This is a genomic window from Paraburkholderia lebeckiae, from assembly GCF_050436225.1.
GTDB classification, from domain to species: domain Bacteria; phylum Pseudomonadota; class Gammaproteobacteria; order Burkholderiales; family Burkholderiaceae; genus Paraburkholderia; species Paraburkholderia tuberum.
In genome coordinates this window covers 3,044,984-3,058,423 of sequence record NZ_JBNDLU010000001.1, presented here as the reverse complement: position 1 = coordinate 3,058,423, position 13,440 = coordinate 3,044,984, and the positions used below count along the sequence as shown (strand labels likewise).

Annotated in this window: 18 protein-coding genes; 7 read left to right on the top strand and 11 right to left on the bottom strand. The window is 64.8% G+C overall.

Going from position 1 to position 13,440, the window contains the following annotated elements:
• The first annotated feature begins 177 nt into the window (after window positions 1-177).
• The 3 genes from modA to OKW45_RS14280 are packed head-to-tail and all read left to right on the top strand — an operon-like array spanning window position 178 to window position 2,360.
• Complete coding sequence (gene modA / locus OKW45_RS14290; RefSeq protein ID WP_429469037.1) at window positions 178-951, top strand: molybdate ABC transporter substrate-binding protein; 774 nt, start codon at window positions 178-180, stop codon at window positions 949-951.
• 22 nt (window positions 952-973) lie between these two features.
• Window positions 974-1,648 (top strand): molybdate ABC transporter permease subunit, encoded by a 675-nt coding sequence (gene modB, locus OKW45_RS14285; RefSeq protein WP_018424169.1) that lies wholly within the window; start codon window positions 974-976, stop codon window positions 1,646-1,648.
• Window position 1,649: 1 nt separating this feature from the next.
• Window positions 1,650-2,360 carry a sulfate/molybdate ABC transporter ATP-binding protein gene (locus OKW45_RS14280; RefSeq protein ID WP_018424168.1) on the top strand — a complete coding sequence of 237 codons (711 nt, stop codon included), beginning with the start codon at window positions 1,650-1,652 and terminating at the stop codon, window positions 2,358-2,360.
• A gap of 37 nt (window positions 2,361-2,397) precedes the next feature.
• Here the strand turns inward: OKW45_RS14280 and OKW45_RS14275 are convergent, their stop codons facing one another.
• Together OKW45_RS14275 and OKW45_RS14270 are read right to left on the bottom strand one after the other, a co-directional pair.
• Window positions 2,398-3,243 (bottom strand): TOBE domain-containing protein, encoded by an 846-nt coding sequence (locus tag OKW45_RS14275; protein WP_184004274.1) that lies wholly within the window; start codon window positions 3,241-3,243, stop codon window positions 2,398-2,400.
• Window positions 3,244-3,328: 85 nt separating this feature from the next.
• Complete coding sequence (locus OKW45_RS14270) at window positions 3,329-4,033, bottom strand: SDR family NAD(P)-dependent oxidoreductase (RefSeq protein WP_018424166.1); 705 nt, start codon at window positions 4,031-4,033, stop codon at window positions 3,329-3,331.
• Between the two features lie 144 nt (window positions 4,034-4,177).
• Between OKW45_RS14270 and OKW45_RS14265 the strand changes: the two genes are divergently transcribed.
• Window positions 4,178-4,426 carry a hypothetical protein gene (locus OKW45_RS14265; protein ID WP_026226471.1) on the top strand — a complete coding sequence of 83 codons (249 nt, stop codon included), beginning with the start codon at window positions 4,178-4,180 and terminating at the stop codon, window positions 4,424-4,426.
• A gap of 59 nt (window positions 4,427-4,485) precedes the next feature.
• On the opposite strand, the gene arsH is transcribed toward OKW45_RS14265, so the two are convergent.
• From arsH to OKW45_RS14235, 6 genes are all read right to left on the bottom strand, one after another.
• Window positions 4,486-5,247 (bottom strand): arsenical resistance protein ArsH, encoded by a 762-nt coding sequence (gene arsH, locus OKW45_RS14260; RefSeq protein WP_026226470.1) that lies wholly within the window; start codon window positions 5,245-5,247, stop codon window positions 4,486-4,488.
• On the bottom strand, window positions 5,244-6,341 hold the full coding sequence (arsB, locus tag OKW45_RS14255) for an ACR3 family arsenite efflux transporter (protein ID WP_429469033.1): 1,098 nt from the start codon (window positions 6,339-6,341) through the stop codon (window positions 5,244-5,246). Before arsB ends, arsH begins: the two co-directional genes overlap by 4 nt.
• Window positions 6,328-6,849, bottom strand: coding sequence for an arsenate reductase ArsC (locus OKW45_RS14250; protein WP_429469031.1), 522 nt, complete (start codon window positions 6,847-6,849; stop codon window positions 6,328-6,330). Before OKW45_RS14250 ends, arsB begins: the two co-directional genes overlap by 14 nt.
• Complete coding sequence (locus OKW45_RS14245; RefSeq protein WP_429469028.1) at window positions 6,846-7,313, bottom strand: ArsI/CadI family heavy metal resistance metalloenzyme; 468 nt, start codon at window positions 7,311-7,313, stop codon at window positions 6,846-6,848. Before OKW45_RS14245 ends, OKW45_RS14250 begins: the two co-directional genes overlap by 4 nt.
• On the bottom strand, window positions 7,310-7,642 hold the full coding sequence (locus OKW45_RS14240) for an ArsR/SmtB family transcription factor (protein WP_429469025.1): 333 nt from the start codon (window positions 7,640-7,642) through the stop codon (window positions 7,310-7,312). The genes OKW45_RS14245 and OKW45_RS14240 overlap by 4 nt, the downstream gene beginning before the upstream one ends.
• 91 nt (window positions 7,643-7,733) lie before the next feature.
• Window positions 7,734-8,126 (bottom strand): tautomerase family protein, encoded by a 393-nt coding sequence (locus OKW45_RS14235; RefSeq protein WP_429469023.1) that lies wholly within the window; start codon window positions 8,124-8,126, stop codon window positions 7,734-7,736.
• 98 nt (window positions 8,127-8,224) lie between these two features.
• Between OKW45_RS14235 and OKW45_RS14230 the strand changes: the two genes are divergently transcribed.
• A complete protein-coding gene (locus OKW45_RS14230) occupies window positions 8,225-9,076 on the top strand; it encodes a LysR family transcriptional regulator (RefSeq protein WP_429469021.1) in 852 nt (283 codons plus the stop codon).
• Between the two features lie 54 nt (window positions 9,077-9,130).
• On the opposite strand, the gene OKW45_RS14225 is transcribed toward OKW45_RS14230, so the two are convergent.
• Window positions 9,131-9,778, bottom strand: coding sequence for a hypothetical protein (locus OKW45_RS14225; protein ID WP_429469018.1), 648 nt, complete (start codon window positions 9,776-9,778; stop codon window positions 9,131-9,133).
• 187 nt (window positions 9,779-9,965) lie between these two features.
• On the opposite strand from OKW45_RS14225, the gene OKW45_RS14220 reads away from it, so the two are divergent.
• On the top strand, window positions 9,966-10,328 hold the full coding sequence (locus OKW45_RS14220; protein WP_018424156.1) for an MbcA/ParS/Xre antitoxin family protein: 363 nt from the start codon (window positions 9,966-9,968) through the stop codon (window positions 10,326-10,328).
• Window positions 10,325-11,026: an RES family NAD+ phosphorylase gene (locus tag OKW45_RS14215; RefSeq protein ID WP_429469015.1), complete on the top strand. Its 702-nt coding sequence runs from the start codon at window positions 10,325-10,327 to the stop codon at window positions 11,024-11,026. The genes OKW45_RS14220 and OKW45_RS14215 overlap by 4 nt, the downstream gene beginning before the upstream one ends.
• A gap of 37 nt (window positions 11,027-11,063) precedes the next feature.
• Here OKW45_RS14215 and OKW45_RS14210 read toward each other — a convergent pair whose 3' ends face one another.
• Window positions 11,064-11,801: a metallophosphoesterase gene (locus OKW45_RS14210; RefSeq protein ID WP_026226467.1), complete on the bottom strand. Its 738-nt coding sequence runs from the start codon at window positions 11,799-11,801 to the stop codon at window positions 11,064-11,066.
• Between the two features lie 188 nt (window positions 11,802-11,989).
• The gene (locus OKW45_RS14205; protein WP_429469013.1) at window positions 11,990-13,420 is read right to left on the bottom strand and encodes a cytochrome c; all 1,431 of its coding nucleotides are present in this window, start codon (window positions 13,418-13,420) and stop codon (window positions 11,990-11,992) included.
• Window positions 13,421-13,440: the final 20 nt, after the last annotated feature.

Sequence of the window (13,440 nt, the reverse complement as noted above, 5' to 3'; positions counted from 1 at the left end):
CTCCCCGCCGCGTTTTCAAGCTTCCTTTTACAGTTTCGTAGCATTTTGCTCGCGCTTCACGCCATACATGAAGCGCTGCGCCGAATCGACCGTTTCGCGCACCGCTATAACCGCGTATATATTACGATGGCGTTTTTAAGCCACCGCTTCCCGTTCACGTCAGACTCCAGGTCCTTCATGACACGCTCTTGCCATCTGAAGCAGTACGCGCTGTGCGTCGCAGCAGCCGCCGCCCTCGCGGTCAGCGTGGATGCCCACGCCGATGAACTGGTGGTCTCGGCCGCCGCCAGCCTGACCAATGCGTTCAAGGCGGTCGGCGACGCGTTCGAGCAACAGCATCCGGGCACCAAGGTTCTGTTGAACTTCGGCGCGTCCGACGTGCTGATGCAACAAATCGTCAAAGGCGCGCCCGCCGACGTATTCGCGTCCGCGGATCAGAAGGCAATGGACAAGGCCGCCGCCGAAAAGGTGATCGTGCCGTCGACGCGGCGCGACTTCGCCGCCAACTCGCTGGTGTTGATCGTGCCAGCCGACAGTCATTTCGCGCCCGCCAACCTCAACGCGCTGACGACCGCGAACGTCAAGCGCGTCGCGTTCGGCGATCCGGCCTCGGTGCCGGTTGGCCGCTACACGCAGGGCGCGCTTCAGGCCGCCGGCGTGTGGAACGCGGTCAGCGCGAAGGCGGTGCTCGCGTCGAACGTGCGTCAGAGCCTTGATTACGTCGCGCGCGGCGAAGTCGACGCCGGCTTCGTGTTCGGCACCGATGCCGCGATCATGCCCGACAAGGTCAAGGTCGCGCTGAACCTGCCGACGCAAACGTCGATCAGCTATCCGATCGCGCAGGTCGAAGACAGCCATCACGCGGCCGACGCGCAAGCCTTCATCGACTTCGTGCTGTCGCCGGCCGGCCAGGCGGTGCTCGCGAAGTACGGCTTCAAGCCGGCGCATTGATTCACGGGGAGAGCACACGCTCATGCAACAGGCCTGGGTTCCGCTGCTGCTATCGCTGAAGGTCGCAGGCTGGGCCACCGCGCTCAATCTCGTGCTCGGCGTCGCGGCCGCGCTCGGCCTGTCGCGCTGGCGCTCCGGCGCGCGCGATGTGATCGATTCGCTGCTGATGCTGCCGCTCGTGCTGCCGCCCACCGTGCTCGGCTATTACCTGCTCGTGCTGCTCGGCCGACGCGGCGTGATCGGCGCGTGGCTCGACCGCATCGACATCCAGCTCGTCTTCACGTGGCAGGGCGCGGTGATCGCGTCGACGGTGGTCGCGTTTCCGCTCGTGCTGAAGTCCGCGCGCGCCGCCTTTGAAGGCGTCGATCCGCAGTTGGAGCGCGCGGCGCGCACGCTCGGCGTCAGCGAAGCCGCGGTGTTTTTCCGCGTGACGCTGCCGCTCGCCGCGCGCGGCATCCTCGCGGGCGGCCTGCTCGCGTTCGCGCGCGCGCTCGGCGAATTCGGCGCGACGCTGATGATCGCGGGCAATCTGCCAGGCCGCACGCAGACACTGTCGGTCGCGGTCTATTCCGCGGTGCAGGCCGGCGACGACAGCACCGCCAACTTCCTCGTGCTCGTGACATCGGTCGCGTGCGTGACGATCCTGCTGCTTGCGGGGCGTCTCGTGCCGCAGCACACGCTTCTGAGAGCCCGCTGACATGCCGCTCAACGTCGCCATCCGCAAGACCTTCGAGACCGCCGAGCGGCGTTTCACGCTCGACGTCGCGTTCAGTGCGAGCACGCAGCGGCTCGTGCTGTTCGGGCCGTCGGGCGCGGGCAAGAGCCTGACCTTGCAGGCGATCGCCGGCTTGCTGCGGCCCGATGAAGGAACCATCACGCTGCACGGCACTACCTTGTTCGATAGCGCGGTCGGCATCGATCAGAAGCCGCAGGCGCGCGAGATCGCGTATCTGTTTCAGGACTACGCGCTGTTTCCGCATCTGAACGTGCGGCAGAACGTCGGCTTCGGGCTGCACCGGGGCTGGCTCAATCCGCGTGCGCGCGGCGCGCATGCGCAGGTCGATTACTGGCTCGATGCGCTCGAATTGAGGGGCGTGGCGGGCAATCACCCGGCGCAGCTGTCGGGCGGGCAGAAGCAGCGCGTGGCGCTCGCGCGCGCGCTGGTTTCACAGCCGCGCCTGCTGCTGCTCGACGAGCCGTTTTCCGCACTGGATAGCGAGTTGCGCCAGCGCATGCGGCGCGAGCTATCGGACCTGCAAACGCGGCTCGATATTCCGATGGTGCTGATCACGCACGATCCGGACGACGTCGCCGCATTCGGCGATCAGGTCGTGCAGGTCAGCGACGGCCGCGTGCGAGAGGATCATCCGTTCGCAGGATATGCGCGCAGCGAGGCGTCGCCCCGTTGAGCGGGCGGCATTGCGCCTTCGTTACGCCCCGGCAACCTCAATCCTTCACGCCAAGTATCACGCTCGACGCCTTGAACACCGCGACCGCGCTCGCGCCTTCCTGCAAACCGAGCATGTCGACGCTGCCATTGGTGACGACCGCCGTGACCACCGCGCCGCCTTCGAGCCCGAGCGACACTTCCGCGTTCACCGCGCCGCGCTTCACGCTGTGCACGGTGCCACGCAACTGATTGCGCGCCGACAGGTTCAACGGCGCACCGCGATCGCCATCACCCGGTACGAGCAAAACGACCCACGACGCCTTGATCAGCGCAAACGCCGCCACGCCGACCGCGAGCCCGAGGGCTTCGGTGCTCTCGTGCGTGAGCACGGCGACGATCGTGTGGCCGCCGGGCAGCGCGAGCGACACTTCGTCGTTGACGGTGCCGCGCTCGATCGCCGACACCGTGCCGTAGAACTGATTGCGCGCGCTCGTCTTCACGCCGATGCGGCCGATCAGGTCCCAGTCCGTCGCGAAGCCTTCGCCGATCGCCGCGCCGGCGCGTTCGAGAAAGCGCCGATGCTCGCGCTCGACCGCGCGAAACGTCTCGATCAGCTTCACCGCGCGCGGCGTCAGCGTCGTGCCGCCGCCGCCCTTGCCGCCGGTCAGACGCACGACGAGCGGCTCGCCGGCGAGGTTGTTCATCGTGTCGATGGCATCCCACGCGCCTTTGTAGCTGATGCCGACCGCCTTCGCCGCGCTCGTGATCGAGCCGGTCTCGCCAATCGCCGCAAGCAGCGCGATGCGGGCCGCGCCGCCGAGCGTCTGCGTGCCCGCCTGAAACCAGACAGAGCCGCCGAGTTCGAGGGCATCGCGGGGAGGATCGGGGCGGTCGATGGTCATGGCAGAGAGTGGCTGAGGGTACGAGGCATGGCGGCGAATCATTATAGCGACGCGCTCTTCTACCGCTGGCCCCGACGCTTGCCGTTCACCACGGCACGACTCTGCCAAGGTAGTCGAGGTAATGCAAACCGGCACGGCCGTCGTATGCGTCGATCGTGCTGACCAGGTTCGGGATGCTTTCGTCGATGCTCAAACGCGCGTCCGGCCCGCCCATGTCGGTTCGCACCCAGCCGGGCGCCATCAGCAGCAGGGTTCTGGTATCGCTTCGATGACGTGCGGCAAAGCTGCGCATGAACATGTTGAGCGCCGCCTTGCTGCCGCGATAGACCTCGTAATTGCCGTTCTCGTTGTTGGCGACGCTGCCCTGCCCCGACGACATCACGCCGATCGTGCCAGTCGGCCGAACGAGATCCTGCAGCGCCTCGACGACCCGCATCGGACTCAACGCGTTCGTCACCATCACGCGCACGAATTCGTCGGTCGATACATCCGCGATCGTTTCACTATCGTCGTTCTTGACGCCGGCGTTGACGAACAGCAGGTCGATCGGACGTCCTTCGAGGCGGCCCCGCAACGCGGCGACCTGTTCGGGCATCGTGATGTCGACCGTTTCGACTTCGAGTGCTTCATGTGACGCTTTCGCAAGCTGAAGGAGCCTGGTCGTGGAATTTTGTCTGCCGGTCGCGATGACTCGCCAGCCGCGCTTCAGATACTCCTCGACCATCGCGAAGCCGAGGCCGCGCGAGGCGCCGATCAGAAGCACGGTTTTTTGCTGGTTTGCGGGTTGCATGGAACGTTTCCTGTCGATGGACTCGGGTTGAAACCGGTCCAGGAAATATAGTCGCTCGTGATACAGGGCGGAAGATGCAATGCTTGCACTTACCGACCGTGAATCGTCGACAATGAGCAAGCGCACGAATCAGGAGACCGCGCGATGTCACCCTCTCGTGAATACTGGTTCCCTGCCAAACGCTATGGCTGGGGTTGGGGCCTTCCCGTGCGCTGGCAAGGATGGCTGACGCTGCTCGCGTATTTCGTGTCGCTCGGGATGGTCGTTTTCCGGTTTCAACCCGCGGGTCATCCGCTCACGTTCGCCTTGCTGGTCGCGCTATTAACAGTGGCCCTCGTGGTCGTGTGCTGGCTGAAGGGCGAGCCGCCGCGCTGGCGGTGGGGTAAGGACTAGCAAGTCCGCTCAGCCACGCCAGCACCCACGTCTGTAGCCGGGCATGCAGATGGTCGGGTTCATTCGGTTTCGCTGTCGTCGGTGTCGGCATTGGAATCGATTTCGTGTCGCATCGCCGAGCCTGCAAGTACGCTCGCTTGCAGGGGCGCGGCCTCCTTGCGCTCGCTGTATCGATCGGTCAGATAGTCCGAACGGTCCCGCACGAGCAGCGTGAACTTGATCAGTTCTTCCATCACGTCGACCACGCGATCATAGTAGGACGAGGGCTTCATACGGCCATCGGAATCGAATTCCTGGTATGCCTTCGCGACCGACGACTGATTGGGGATGGTCACCATCCGCATCCAGCGGCCAAGCACGCGCAGCGCGTTTACCGCATTGAACGATTGCGAGCCTCCGCACACCTGCATCACAGCCAGCGTGCGCCCTTGGGTCGGCCGTATTCCCGCGCTTTCGAGCGGCAGCCAGTCGATCTGATTCTTGAATACGGCCGTGAGATTGCCGTGGCGCTCCGGGCTGCACCAAACCTGGCCCTCCGACCACTCGGACAGCTTGCGCAGTTCGACGACCTTCGGATGATCTGCCGGGACACTATCGGCGAGCGGCAGGCCGTGCGGGTCGAATACCTGCGTTTGCGCTCCGAAATGCCGGAGGATGCGCTCGGCTTCGAGCGTCAGCAGCCGGCTATACGACGTTGCTCGCAGCGACCCGTAAAGCAGCAGGATGCGTGGCGGATGCGTTGAAGTGGTCACGGGTGCCAGCTTGTCCACGTCCGGTATATCGAGGTGAATAGGGCTGACGTTCGGCAGATCACTCATCACGATCCGTTTCTCCCCAAGTTGGGCGCGACTTTCCGCTGCCCTGATTCGTACCATGCTTGCGAACGGTTCACGACCCCCACGACGAGCAGCATCACGGGGACCTCGATCAGAACCCCAACCACCGTCGCCAGGGCGGCACCCGAATGAAAACCGAACAGGCTGATTGCCGTGGCAACGGCGAGTTCGAAGAAGTTGCTTGCGCCAATCAGACTCGACGGGCCAGCGACGCAATGTGCGACGCCCAACTGGCGGTTGAGCAGGTAGGCCAGTCCCGAGTTCAGAAACACCTGAATGAGGATTGGCACGGCGAGCATCGCGATCACCAGCGGCTGCTCAACGATCTGCTGACCCTGAAACGCAAACAGCAGGACCAGCGTCACGAGCAAGGCGCAGATGGACCAGGGACCGAGACGGGCAACGACGCTACGGAAATGCTCTTCGCCGTTTCGAAGAAAGCGTTGGCGCAGCAGTTGCGCGAGGATGACCGGGATCACTATGTAAAGGCCAACCGAAGCGATCAGTGTGTCCCAAGGCACTGTGATCGCGGACAGCCCGAGCAGCAACGCGACGAGTGGCGCGAACGCCACGACCATGATCGAGTCGTTCAGCGCGACCTGCGACAGAGTGAAATACGGGTCGCCCTTGCACAGCTGCGACCACACGAAGACCATTGCCGTGCACGGCGCGGCGGCGAGCAGGATGAGACCTGCGAGGTAGCTGTCGAGTTGCTCGACGGGCAGCCACGGCCTGAACACGTGACGAATGAACACCCAGCCCAACACGGCCATCGAGAACGGTTTGACGAGCCAGTTGACCGCGAGCGTCACGCCGATGCCGCGCCATTGGCTGCCGACCTGCTTCATCGCCGAGAAGTCGATCTTGATGAGCATCGGGATGATCATCACCCAGATCAGGACGCCGACGGGCAGGTTGACGTGCGCGACTTCCATGCGCCCGAGCGCCTGAAATGCGCCCGGCAACAACTGGCCGAGTATCACGCCTGCCACGATGCACAGCGCGACCCACACCGTCAGATAGCGCTCGAAGAAGCCGATAGCCGGGCGCGCGGCTGCGCGAGCCTCAGCGCGACTCATTGGTTTCCTCTGCCGGACGCTCGCCAATGGCACGCATTTCGCGCTGGATTGCGTCGTGGTCGAGCGCGTGCAGCGGCAGGTCCACGAACTGGCTCACGCGATTCATGATCTGTCGATAGACGTTGTCGAAAACTTCGCGCTTCTCGTCGTCGGTTCCCTGGCAGGCTGCGGGATCTTCAAAGCCCCAGTGTGCGCTGATCGGCTTGCCGGGCCAGATCGGGCAGACCTCGCCCGCAGCCTGATCGCATACGGTAATGACGAAGTCCATCTGGGGTGCGTCGGGCGTTGCGAACTCGTCCCAGCTCTTACTGCGCATCTTCGCGGTGTCGTAGCCCAGTGCCGCGCATTTCTCGATCGCGAACGGATTGACTGCGCCGGATGGATGGCTGCCCGCGCTGTACGCGCGAAACTGTCCTTTGCCGAGCACGTTGAACAGCGCCTCGGCCATGATGCTGCGTGCGCTGTTGCCGGTGCAGAGAATCAGTACCGAATACGGTTTGCCGCTCATGTGCGGCTCCGAAATGAAATGCCTGTCGGGGACGGAGCGCAGCAGGCTGCCGCGGATTCGTTTGCTGCCAATGCCTGGGTATGAGATTGCCCATAGATGGGAGCCGATTCGAGCGTCAGGAAGGTTTCCCAGGCCACGCCTTGCGGATCGACGGTCCACGCCTTGTCGGACTTCGCGTAACAGCATGTCGTGCCGCTCTGGTGCTGCACGGGAACTTCAGCGGCGGCGAAGCGCGCGTTCATCTCTGCCAGTTCCTCATCGGTTTCGACCTGGATGCCAATGTGATCGACGCCAGGTTTCGCGCCGCGTTGCGAGATCGCGAAGTTCACGACGGGGTCCCTCAACTCCCACTTGCAGTAATCGCTCTTGATGACCGTCGGCTCGACGTTGCCAAACATCGCGCTGTAGAAGCGGATGCTGTCGGCAAGATTGTCCACAGCCACGTGAATGTGCATGCGTTTCATGTTTCGTCTCGGCAGCAGTTGGAAAGGTCGCTCGCGGCGCACGATGCACCGGAGCAGCAGTTCTCTGTGAGGAAGCCGATCAGCGACGTCATCGCGTCGAAGTTTGCGGTGTAGATGACGAAGCGCCCTTCCTGTCGCGGACTCACCAGTCCGGCGTGTGTCAGGTCTTTCAGGTGGAACGAAAGGCCGGAAGGCGAAATGCCTAACTGCTGCGCTATTTCGCCAGCCGCCATGCCTTTGGGGCCGGCAACGACGAGCTGGCGAAAGATCGCGAGACGGGATTCGTGAGCGAGCGCGCCCAGCGCGCGTACGGCATTGATCGTGTCCATAAGGACACTATATCCACTTCACCGTCATATTTCAATATTTGTTGAAATGTCGCAATCTGGTCGGTGGTTCGCTCTTTGATGACGCATTTCACTAGTCGGGACGGCTTGCGTACTGCGCAATCCCATTCCCAAACGACCAGGTCTCCTTCTCGACCTCGACGAGGTTGATGAACACATCCTCGGGCCGCACGCCCGGCGACTTCCCGAGTTCATCGACGATGCGTCGATACAGCGCTTTCTTCTGCTCGACCGGGCGCGTGTTGCTGACGGTCAATTGGATCACGACGAGATCGTCGCCTCGCTCGATATTCTGGTACTGCCGGTCATAGATCATGTTGTCGGGCGTGTGCTCGGTGATCAGCATGAACATGTCGTCCTTCGGCACGTTGAACGTATCCACCAGCGAGCGCTGGATGCCGGCGGTCAGCGCCTGGCGGTATTCGGCCGGCTTGCCGGCGCGCAGTGAGATTCGGGTGAGCGGCATGATGGGCTCCTTGTTGCGGTGTTGGGTTGAACACAGCTTAGGCGCGCTCCATCATAATAAACAGATATCCATGCCTATTTCATCCATTTTCATCTGAAATGAAAGTCCTCGATCTCGATGCGGTGCGGGCCTTCGTGCTGGTCGCCGATCTGCGCAGCTTCACGCGCGCCGCGGACGCGCTCGACACCACGCAATCGGCCGTCAGCCTGAAGCTGAAGCGACTGGAGGCGCACTTGGGCAAGCAGTTGCTGGAGCGCACGCCACGCGTCGTGCGTCTGTCCGCCGACGGCCACGCGTTTCTCAACGCCGCGCGCGAGTTGCTGAACGCGCACGAGCGCGCGCTCGGCGCGCTGTCGGTGGAGCGGCGGCGGCTCGTGCTCGGGCTCAGCGAGCACGTCGCGGGCTCCGATCTGCCGCACCTGCTCGGCCGGCTCAACGCGCACGATCCGGGCCTCGTGGTCGAGTTGCATATGGGCACGTCGGCGGCGTTGCTCGCGCAGTTCGACGAACGCCGGCTCGATGCGGCGATCGTCCGCTACGGCGCCGACGAACCGCCGCGCGATGACGCGCAGACGCTGTTCAGCGAACCGCTCGGTTGGCTCGCGACGCCGACATGGCTGCCGCGAGCCGGTGAGCCGCTGGCGCTCGCGCTATTGAGCCCGCCGTGCAACGTGCGTGACGTCGCGTTGCGCACGCTGACGGCGGCGGGGATCGCCTGGCAGGAGGTGTTTGTGGGTGGTGGCGTCGCGGCAGTGGGCGCGGCTGTGGCCGCTGGGCTCGCCGTATCGCCGCTCGCGCGTCGGGTTGCGCCGCGCGGTCTGATCGACGTCGGCGCGCGGCTCAGCCTGCCGGCGCTGCCGGAGTCGCGTGTGACGCTGCATTCGCGCGTGCGCGAGGCCCGCTCGGCGGAAACGCTGCGGCTGCTTGCAAACGGCCTCGCCACGGCGTGACGCCACGACCGATGCCACACCGCGCCGCGCCACACCGCGCCGCTCGAAGCAGCCTTAGTGGATGATTGGCGGCAGCGAACCGCTGCTGGCGGTCGCCGGATTGGGCACGGAGCCCATCGGCGCGATGTCGCTAACGTTTGCGGACGCGTCCGGCGAAGTCCGCACGGGCGGTTTGATCGGATTCGCACGGGAAATCGCGGGCTTCGCAGTGTGAGCCGCCGCGAAATCGGCGTGCACCACCTTGCCCTGAGCCGGCTTCGCGCGCGCCAGTTGCACCCGTGGCTGCGCATGCTTCGCGGCCCGCGCGTCAACGATGGCGTGCGAGCGGTTCTGGCCCGACGCGGCGACTTTCACGCCGTCCTTCACGTTCCCGCCCCCCACGAGATGTTTCGCGCCGTTCCCATGCGCCGCGAGTTTGCCGCCGTGGGCCACGCCGGCCGACGCGACATGGGTTGCCGCGTGCCGGGCGCCCGCCGTCTGCCGCGCATGCGCACCAGTTTTGGTCTTGATTCCGCCCTTGGCGCCCGCCTTCACTTTCACCGCCTCGGGTTTCTTCCGCGCGTGCGCCTGCCGGGTAACGTGTCCGCTCGCGAGATGCCCGCTCACCTCCGGCGGATTCCACACTTCCGCATAACCGGCAGCCAACACCACCTCCGACACACACCATACGGCCAGCGCCGCTGCTACTACTCGAACCCGCATCTGCTGCTTCTCCTGATCGACGACTGCCAAAACGAGCCAGGATTATATTCTCTTGCAAAAATCCACTTTTGGACTAATATCATTGAAAAGTACACATAGGGACTTACCCGCAATGACTCACGCTGCCCGAATTTCCTCGCCCGAGGCATCGCCGCGACGATCGCTTTCGGAACCCACGCTGACGCAGATGTCCGCGGCCGGTCTGCGTGCGTTCTTCAACATCGCGCGCGACTGGGACCTGAGCGCCGACGAGCAGATCGTGCTGCTCGGCAAGCCGGGCCGCTCGACGTTCTTCAAGTGGAGGGCGACGCCCGAGACCGCGCGCCTCAGCCACGACACGCTGGAGCGACTGTCGCTGCTGCTCGGTATCTACAAGGCGCTGCAGATTCTGCTGCCGCAGCCGAGCGCCGCCGACACCTGGGTCAAACGCCCCAACAGCGCGCCGCCGTTCGGCGGCAAACGCGCGCTGGACCGTATGCTGGCAGGCAACATCAGCGATCTCGTGGCCGTGCGCCAGTATCTCGACGCAATGCGAGGCGGCTGGGCGTGACACAACCGCAATGGCAGGACCGCTGGACCAGCGCAGCGCTCGATTGGTCGCCCGCGTATCGAGTGATTCCGACGCGCTTTCCGGCCATCAACCTGTTCGATCGGGTCGCATCGCCGGAGGATTTCGACGCGCTGTATGCGCTCGAAGCGATGACCAACGACCGTCTGCGCACCGAAATCGGCGAACTCGATCTGGTGCCGCGCGAGGAGCGCCGTTTCGGGCCCGGCTACGGGCCGATCATGGCCGCGCTCACGCATCTGAATCCGCTCGGCAGCCGCTTTTCCGACGGCACCTACGGCGTGTTCTATTGCGCGCGTTCACGCGCGACTGCGATCGCCGAAACACGCTATCACACGGGTCAGTTTCTCCAGGCAACCGCCGAGCCGCCGATGCGTCAACAGATGCGTCTCTATACGGTAGTCGCACAAGGCAACGTGGTCGACTTGCGTCGCGACCCCGAGTTCGATCCCGCCGTGCTGTCGCCCGACGACTACCTTCCCGGACAGGCGCTCGGGCGCGCGGTACGCGCGGCGGGCGCGCCGGGCATCGTGTATCCGTCGGTGCGCGACAGCGCTGGCGAATGCCTCGCGGCGTTCCGCACGATGCTGCTGCGCGACTGCCATCACGCGGCATACCTCGAATACAACTGGAACGGCAGGAGCGTCGATATGGTGTTCGAGTTGAATCAAGTCGGGTGACAGAAGAGCGGCGAAGCAGCGCGGGGACTTCAGCCGTTCAAGGCAAGGCCAGTTCCGCCGCCCCTTCCGCGCGCGCGGCCTCGACCGAGATCGACCAACGACGCAACGCCTGCGGCTGCACGATCGTCAACGTGCCGTCCGGCCCGAACGCGCCCGTATCGATGAACACTTGCGAGCCGATCTGCGTGATGTCGCGCACCGGCGTATGGCCGCAATAAGTCAGCGACAGCCCGCGCTGCCGCAGCGGATCGCCGTTGCCTAGCGCGAGCTCGCGACCCCACAGCAATTGCTGGCGCGTTTCGGCCGAATAATTGCCTGCGTCGAGCTCGGCGTCGGAGCCGAAAAATTCGGCGTGCAGAACGTTGAAGCGCGCCTTGCCGCTGCCGATCACGCGCACGAGCGGCAGTGTGCGCAGATGCTCGGCGTAATAGCGCAGACGCTCGTCGGGCACGTCGACCGCCCACGCGCCGCCGATGCCGTACCACCACTGCCGCCGCAAGCGGCCGTCGGCGACCGCGCACAGCGCGTCCTCGTGATTGCCGAGCACCGCATGGAACCACGGCTTCTCGAGCAGCGCGAGCGCCTGCTCCGAGTGCTCGCCCCGATCGACCAGATCGCCGACCGAAAACAGCCGGTCGCACGTCGGATCGAACGCGATCTGACGCAGCAGGTAGCGCAAAGCGTCGACGCAGCCGTGCAGATCGCCGACCACGAAATCGCGGCCGGCCTCGTTGGCGTCGTGATGCTGAACGAAGTTGGCGGGGGAGGAATTCATCCCACCATGATAATGCGGCCGACGCGCGCGCGTATGCGGGGTGCCTATCGTATCCGCACGCTTCATCGAGCAAGAAAGACATCGAACGACGCAGAAATGACGCTGAAACGGCACATTTGCGGTATGCGTTACCGGAAATGCACGTTTGCGCGGGTCACTCCTGGCGCGCGCCCGAGTCCTCCCGCGCGCTATTGCAGCGTGCGCAGCTTCGCCACCTGGTCGGCCGCGATCGTCGCCTGCGGATTGCCGAACTGTTTCGTCACGTAGTTGGCGATCGCCGCGATCTGCTCGTCGTCGAGATGGCCGCCGAACGCGGGCATCAGCACGTCCGCGTGCGCGGTCGTGCGATTCACGCCGTGCAGAATGACCAACGCGAGATTGTTCGCGTCGTTCGCGCCGACCGTCGAATTGTGGATCAGCGACGGATACGCGCCCGGCGCGCTCGCGCCCACGCCCTGCCCGGTCCAGCTATGACAGGTCGCGCAATTGGCGACGAACAGTTGCGCGCCGTTCACGCCGGTGATCGCGGTGCCGCGCAGGGCGGTGACGTCGCCGGCCGGCTTGCCCCATTGATGACGGGGACGCGCGTCGCCGCCGCTCACGGCCGGCACCGAGCGCAAGAACACGACGATCGAGCGCAAATCCACCGGCGTCAGATACTGCGTGCTGTTCGCGACCACTTCGCCCATCGGGCCGGCCGCGTTTGCGCGGCTCGGCGCCGCGCCGGTCGACAGATACGACGTGAGTTCGTCGTCGCGCCAGTCGCCAACGCCGCTCAGCTTGTCCGGCGTGATATTGAACGCATGCCAGCCGGCCTGCACCGCACCGGAGAAACGCGCGCTCGACTTCAGCCCCTGCATGAAATTGCGCGGTGTATGGCATTCCTCGCAATGCGCGAGCCCTTCGACCAGATACGCGCCCCGGTTCCATTCGGGGCTCTGTTTCGGGTCCGGCACGAAGCGCCCCTCGGTGAAGTTGAACAGGTTCCAGAACACCATTAGCCAGCGCTGATTGAACGGGAACTTGAGGCTGTTCGAGGGCGGCGTGTAGTGAATCGGCGCGAGCGTGTTCAGATACGCGCGAATCGCCAGCACGTCCTGTTCGGTCACGCGTGTGTAGGCGGTGTACGGGAACGCCGGATAGAGCCGCTCGCCGCCTTTGCCGATGCCTTCGTGCATCGCGCGCATGAAATCGGCGTCGCTCCATTGGCCGATGCCGGTGTCGGGATCGGGCGTGATGTTCGGCGTCACGATCGTGCCGAACGGTGTGCTGATCGGCAGGCCGCCCGCGAAGGGGCGCGACTTGTCCGCCGTATGGCAGGCCGCGCAATCGGCGGCACGGGTCAGGTATTGGCCGCGCTTCACGAGTTCGCCATTCGCGGCCTTGCCGGCGAGCATGGCCGGGCCGCCGACCGAAGCCTGCGCCGCGTCGTCGGCGCGCGCATGGGTAATCGGCATTTCGTCGGTCGAGTTTGCGTCCGGGCCGTGCGACTCGTGCCACGCTATCGACAGCGCAAACAGCGAAAACGCGGCCGCGAGCGCCGCGCCGCCGAAGCGGCGGCGCTGGTTGACGTGCATCAGCACAGGGTCCGGCTGCGCGCGACAGGTGTTCTTCGTCATTGTGGCTCTCCGGTCGGCGC

Bases quoted from the DNA above. Each gene is read 5' to 3' on its own strand.
- modA (WP_429469037.1), top strand. From the start codon at position 178: ATGACACGCTCTTGCCATCTGAAGCAGTACGCGCTGTGCGTCGCAGCA.
- modB (WP_018424169.1), top strand. From the start codon at position 974: ATGCAACAGGCCTGGGTTCCGCTGCTGCTATCGCTGAAGGTCGCAGGC.
- OKW45_RS14280 (WP_018424168.1), top strand. From the start codon at position 1,650: ATGCCGCTCAACGTCGCCATCCGCAAGACCTTCGAGACCGCCGAGCGG.
- OKW45_RS14275 (WP_184004274.1), bottom strand. From the start codon at position 3,243: ATGACCATCGACCGCCCCGATCCTCCCCGCGATGCCCTCGAACTCGGC.
- OKW45_RS14270 (WP_018424166.1), bottom strand. From the start codon at position 4,033: ATGCAACCCGCAAACCAGCAAAAAACCGTGCTTCTGATCGGCGCCTCG.
- OKW45_RS14265 (WP_026226471.1), top strand. From the start codon at position 4,178: ATGTCACCCTCTCGTGAATACTGGTTCCCTGCCAAACGCTATGGCTGG.
- arsB (WP_429469033.1), bottom strand. From the start codon at position 6,341: ATGAGTCGCGCTGAGGCTCGCGCAGCCGCGCGCCCGGCTATCGGCTTC.
- OKW45_RS14250 (WP_429469031.1), bottom strand. From the start codon at position 6,849: ATGAGCGGCAAACCGTATTCGGTACTGATTCTCTGCACCGGCAACAGC.
- OKW45_RS14245 (WP_429469028.1), bottom strand. From the start codon at position 7,313: ATGAAACGCATGCACATTCACGTGGCTGTGGACAATCTTGCCGACAGC.
- OKW45_RS14240 (WP_429469025.1), bottom strand. From the start codon at position 7,642: ATGGACACGATCAATGCCGTACGCGCGCTGGGCGCGCTCGCTCACGAA.
- OKW45_RS14235 (WP_429469023.1), bottom strand. From the start codon at position 8,126: ATGCCGCTCACCCGAATCTCACTGCGCGCCGGCAAGCCGGCCGAATAC.
- OKW45_RS14230 (WP_429469021.1), top strand. From the start codon at position 8,225: ATGAAAGTCCTCGATCTCGATGCGGTGCGGGCCTTCGTGCTGGTCGCC.
- OKW45_RS14225 (WP_429469018.1), bottom strand. From the start codon at position 9,778: ATGCGGGTTCGAGTAGTAGCAGCGGCGCTGGCCGTATGGTGTGTGTCG.
- OKW45_RS14220 (WP_018424156.1), top strand. From the start codon at position 9,966: ATGTCCGCGGCCGGTCTGCGTGCGTTCTTCAACATCGCGCGCGACTGG.
- OKW45_RS14210 (WP_026226467.1), bottom strand. From the start codon at position 11,801: ATGAATTCCTCCCCCGCCAACTTCGTTCAGCATCACGACGCCAACGAG.
- OKW45_RS14205 (WP_429469013.1), bottom strand. From the start codon at position 13,420: ATGACGAAGAACACCTGTCGCGCGCAGCCGGACCCTGTGCTGATGCAC.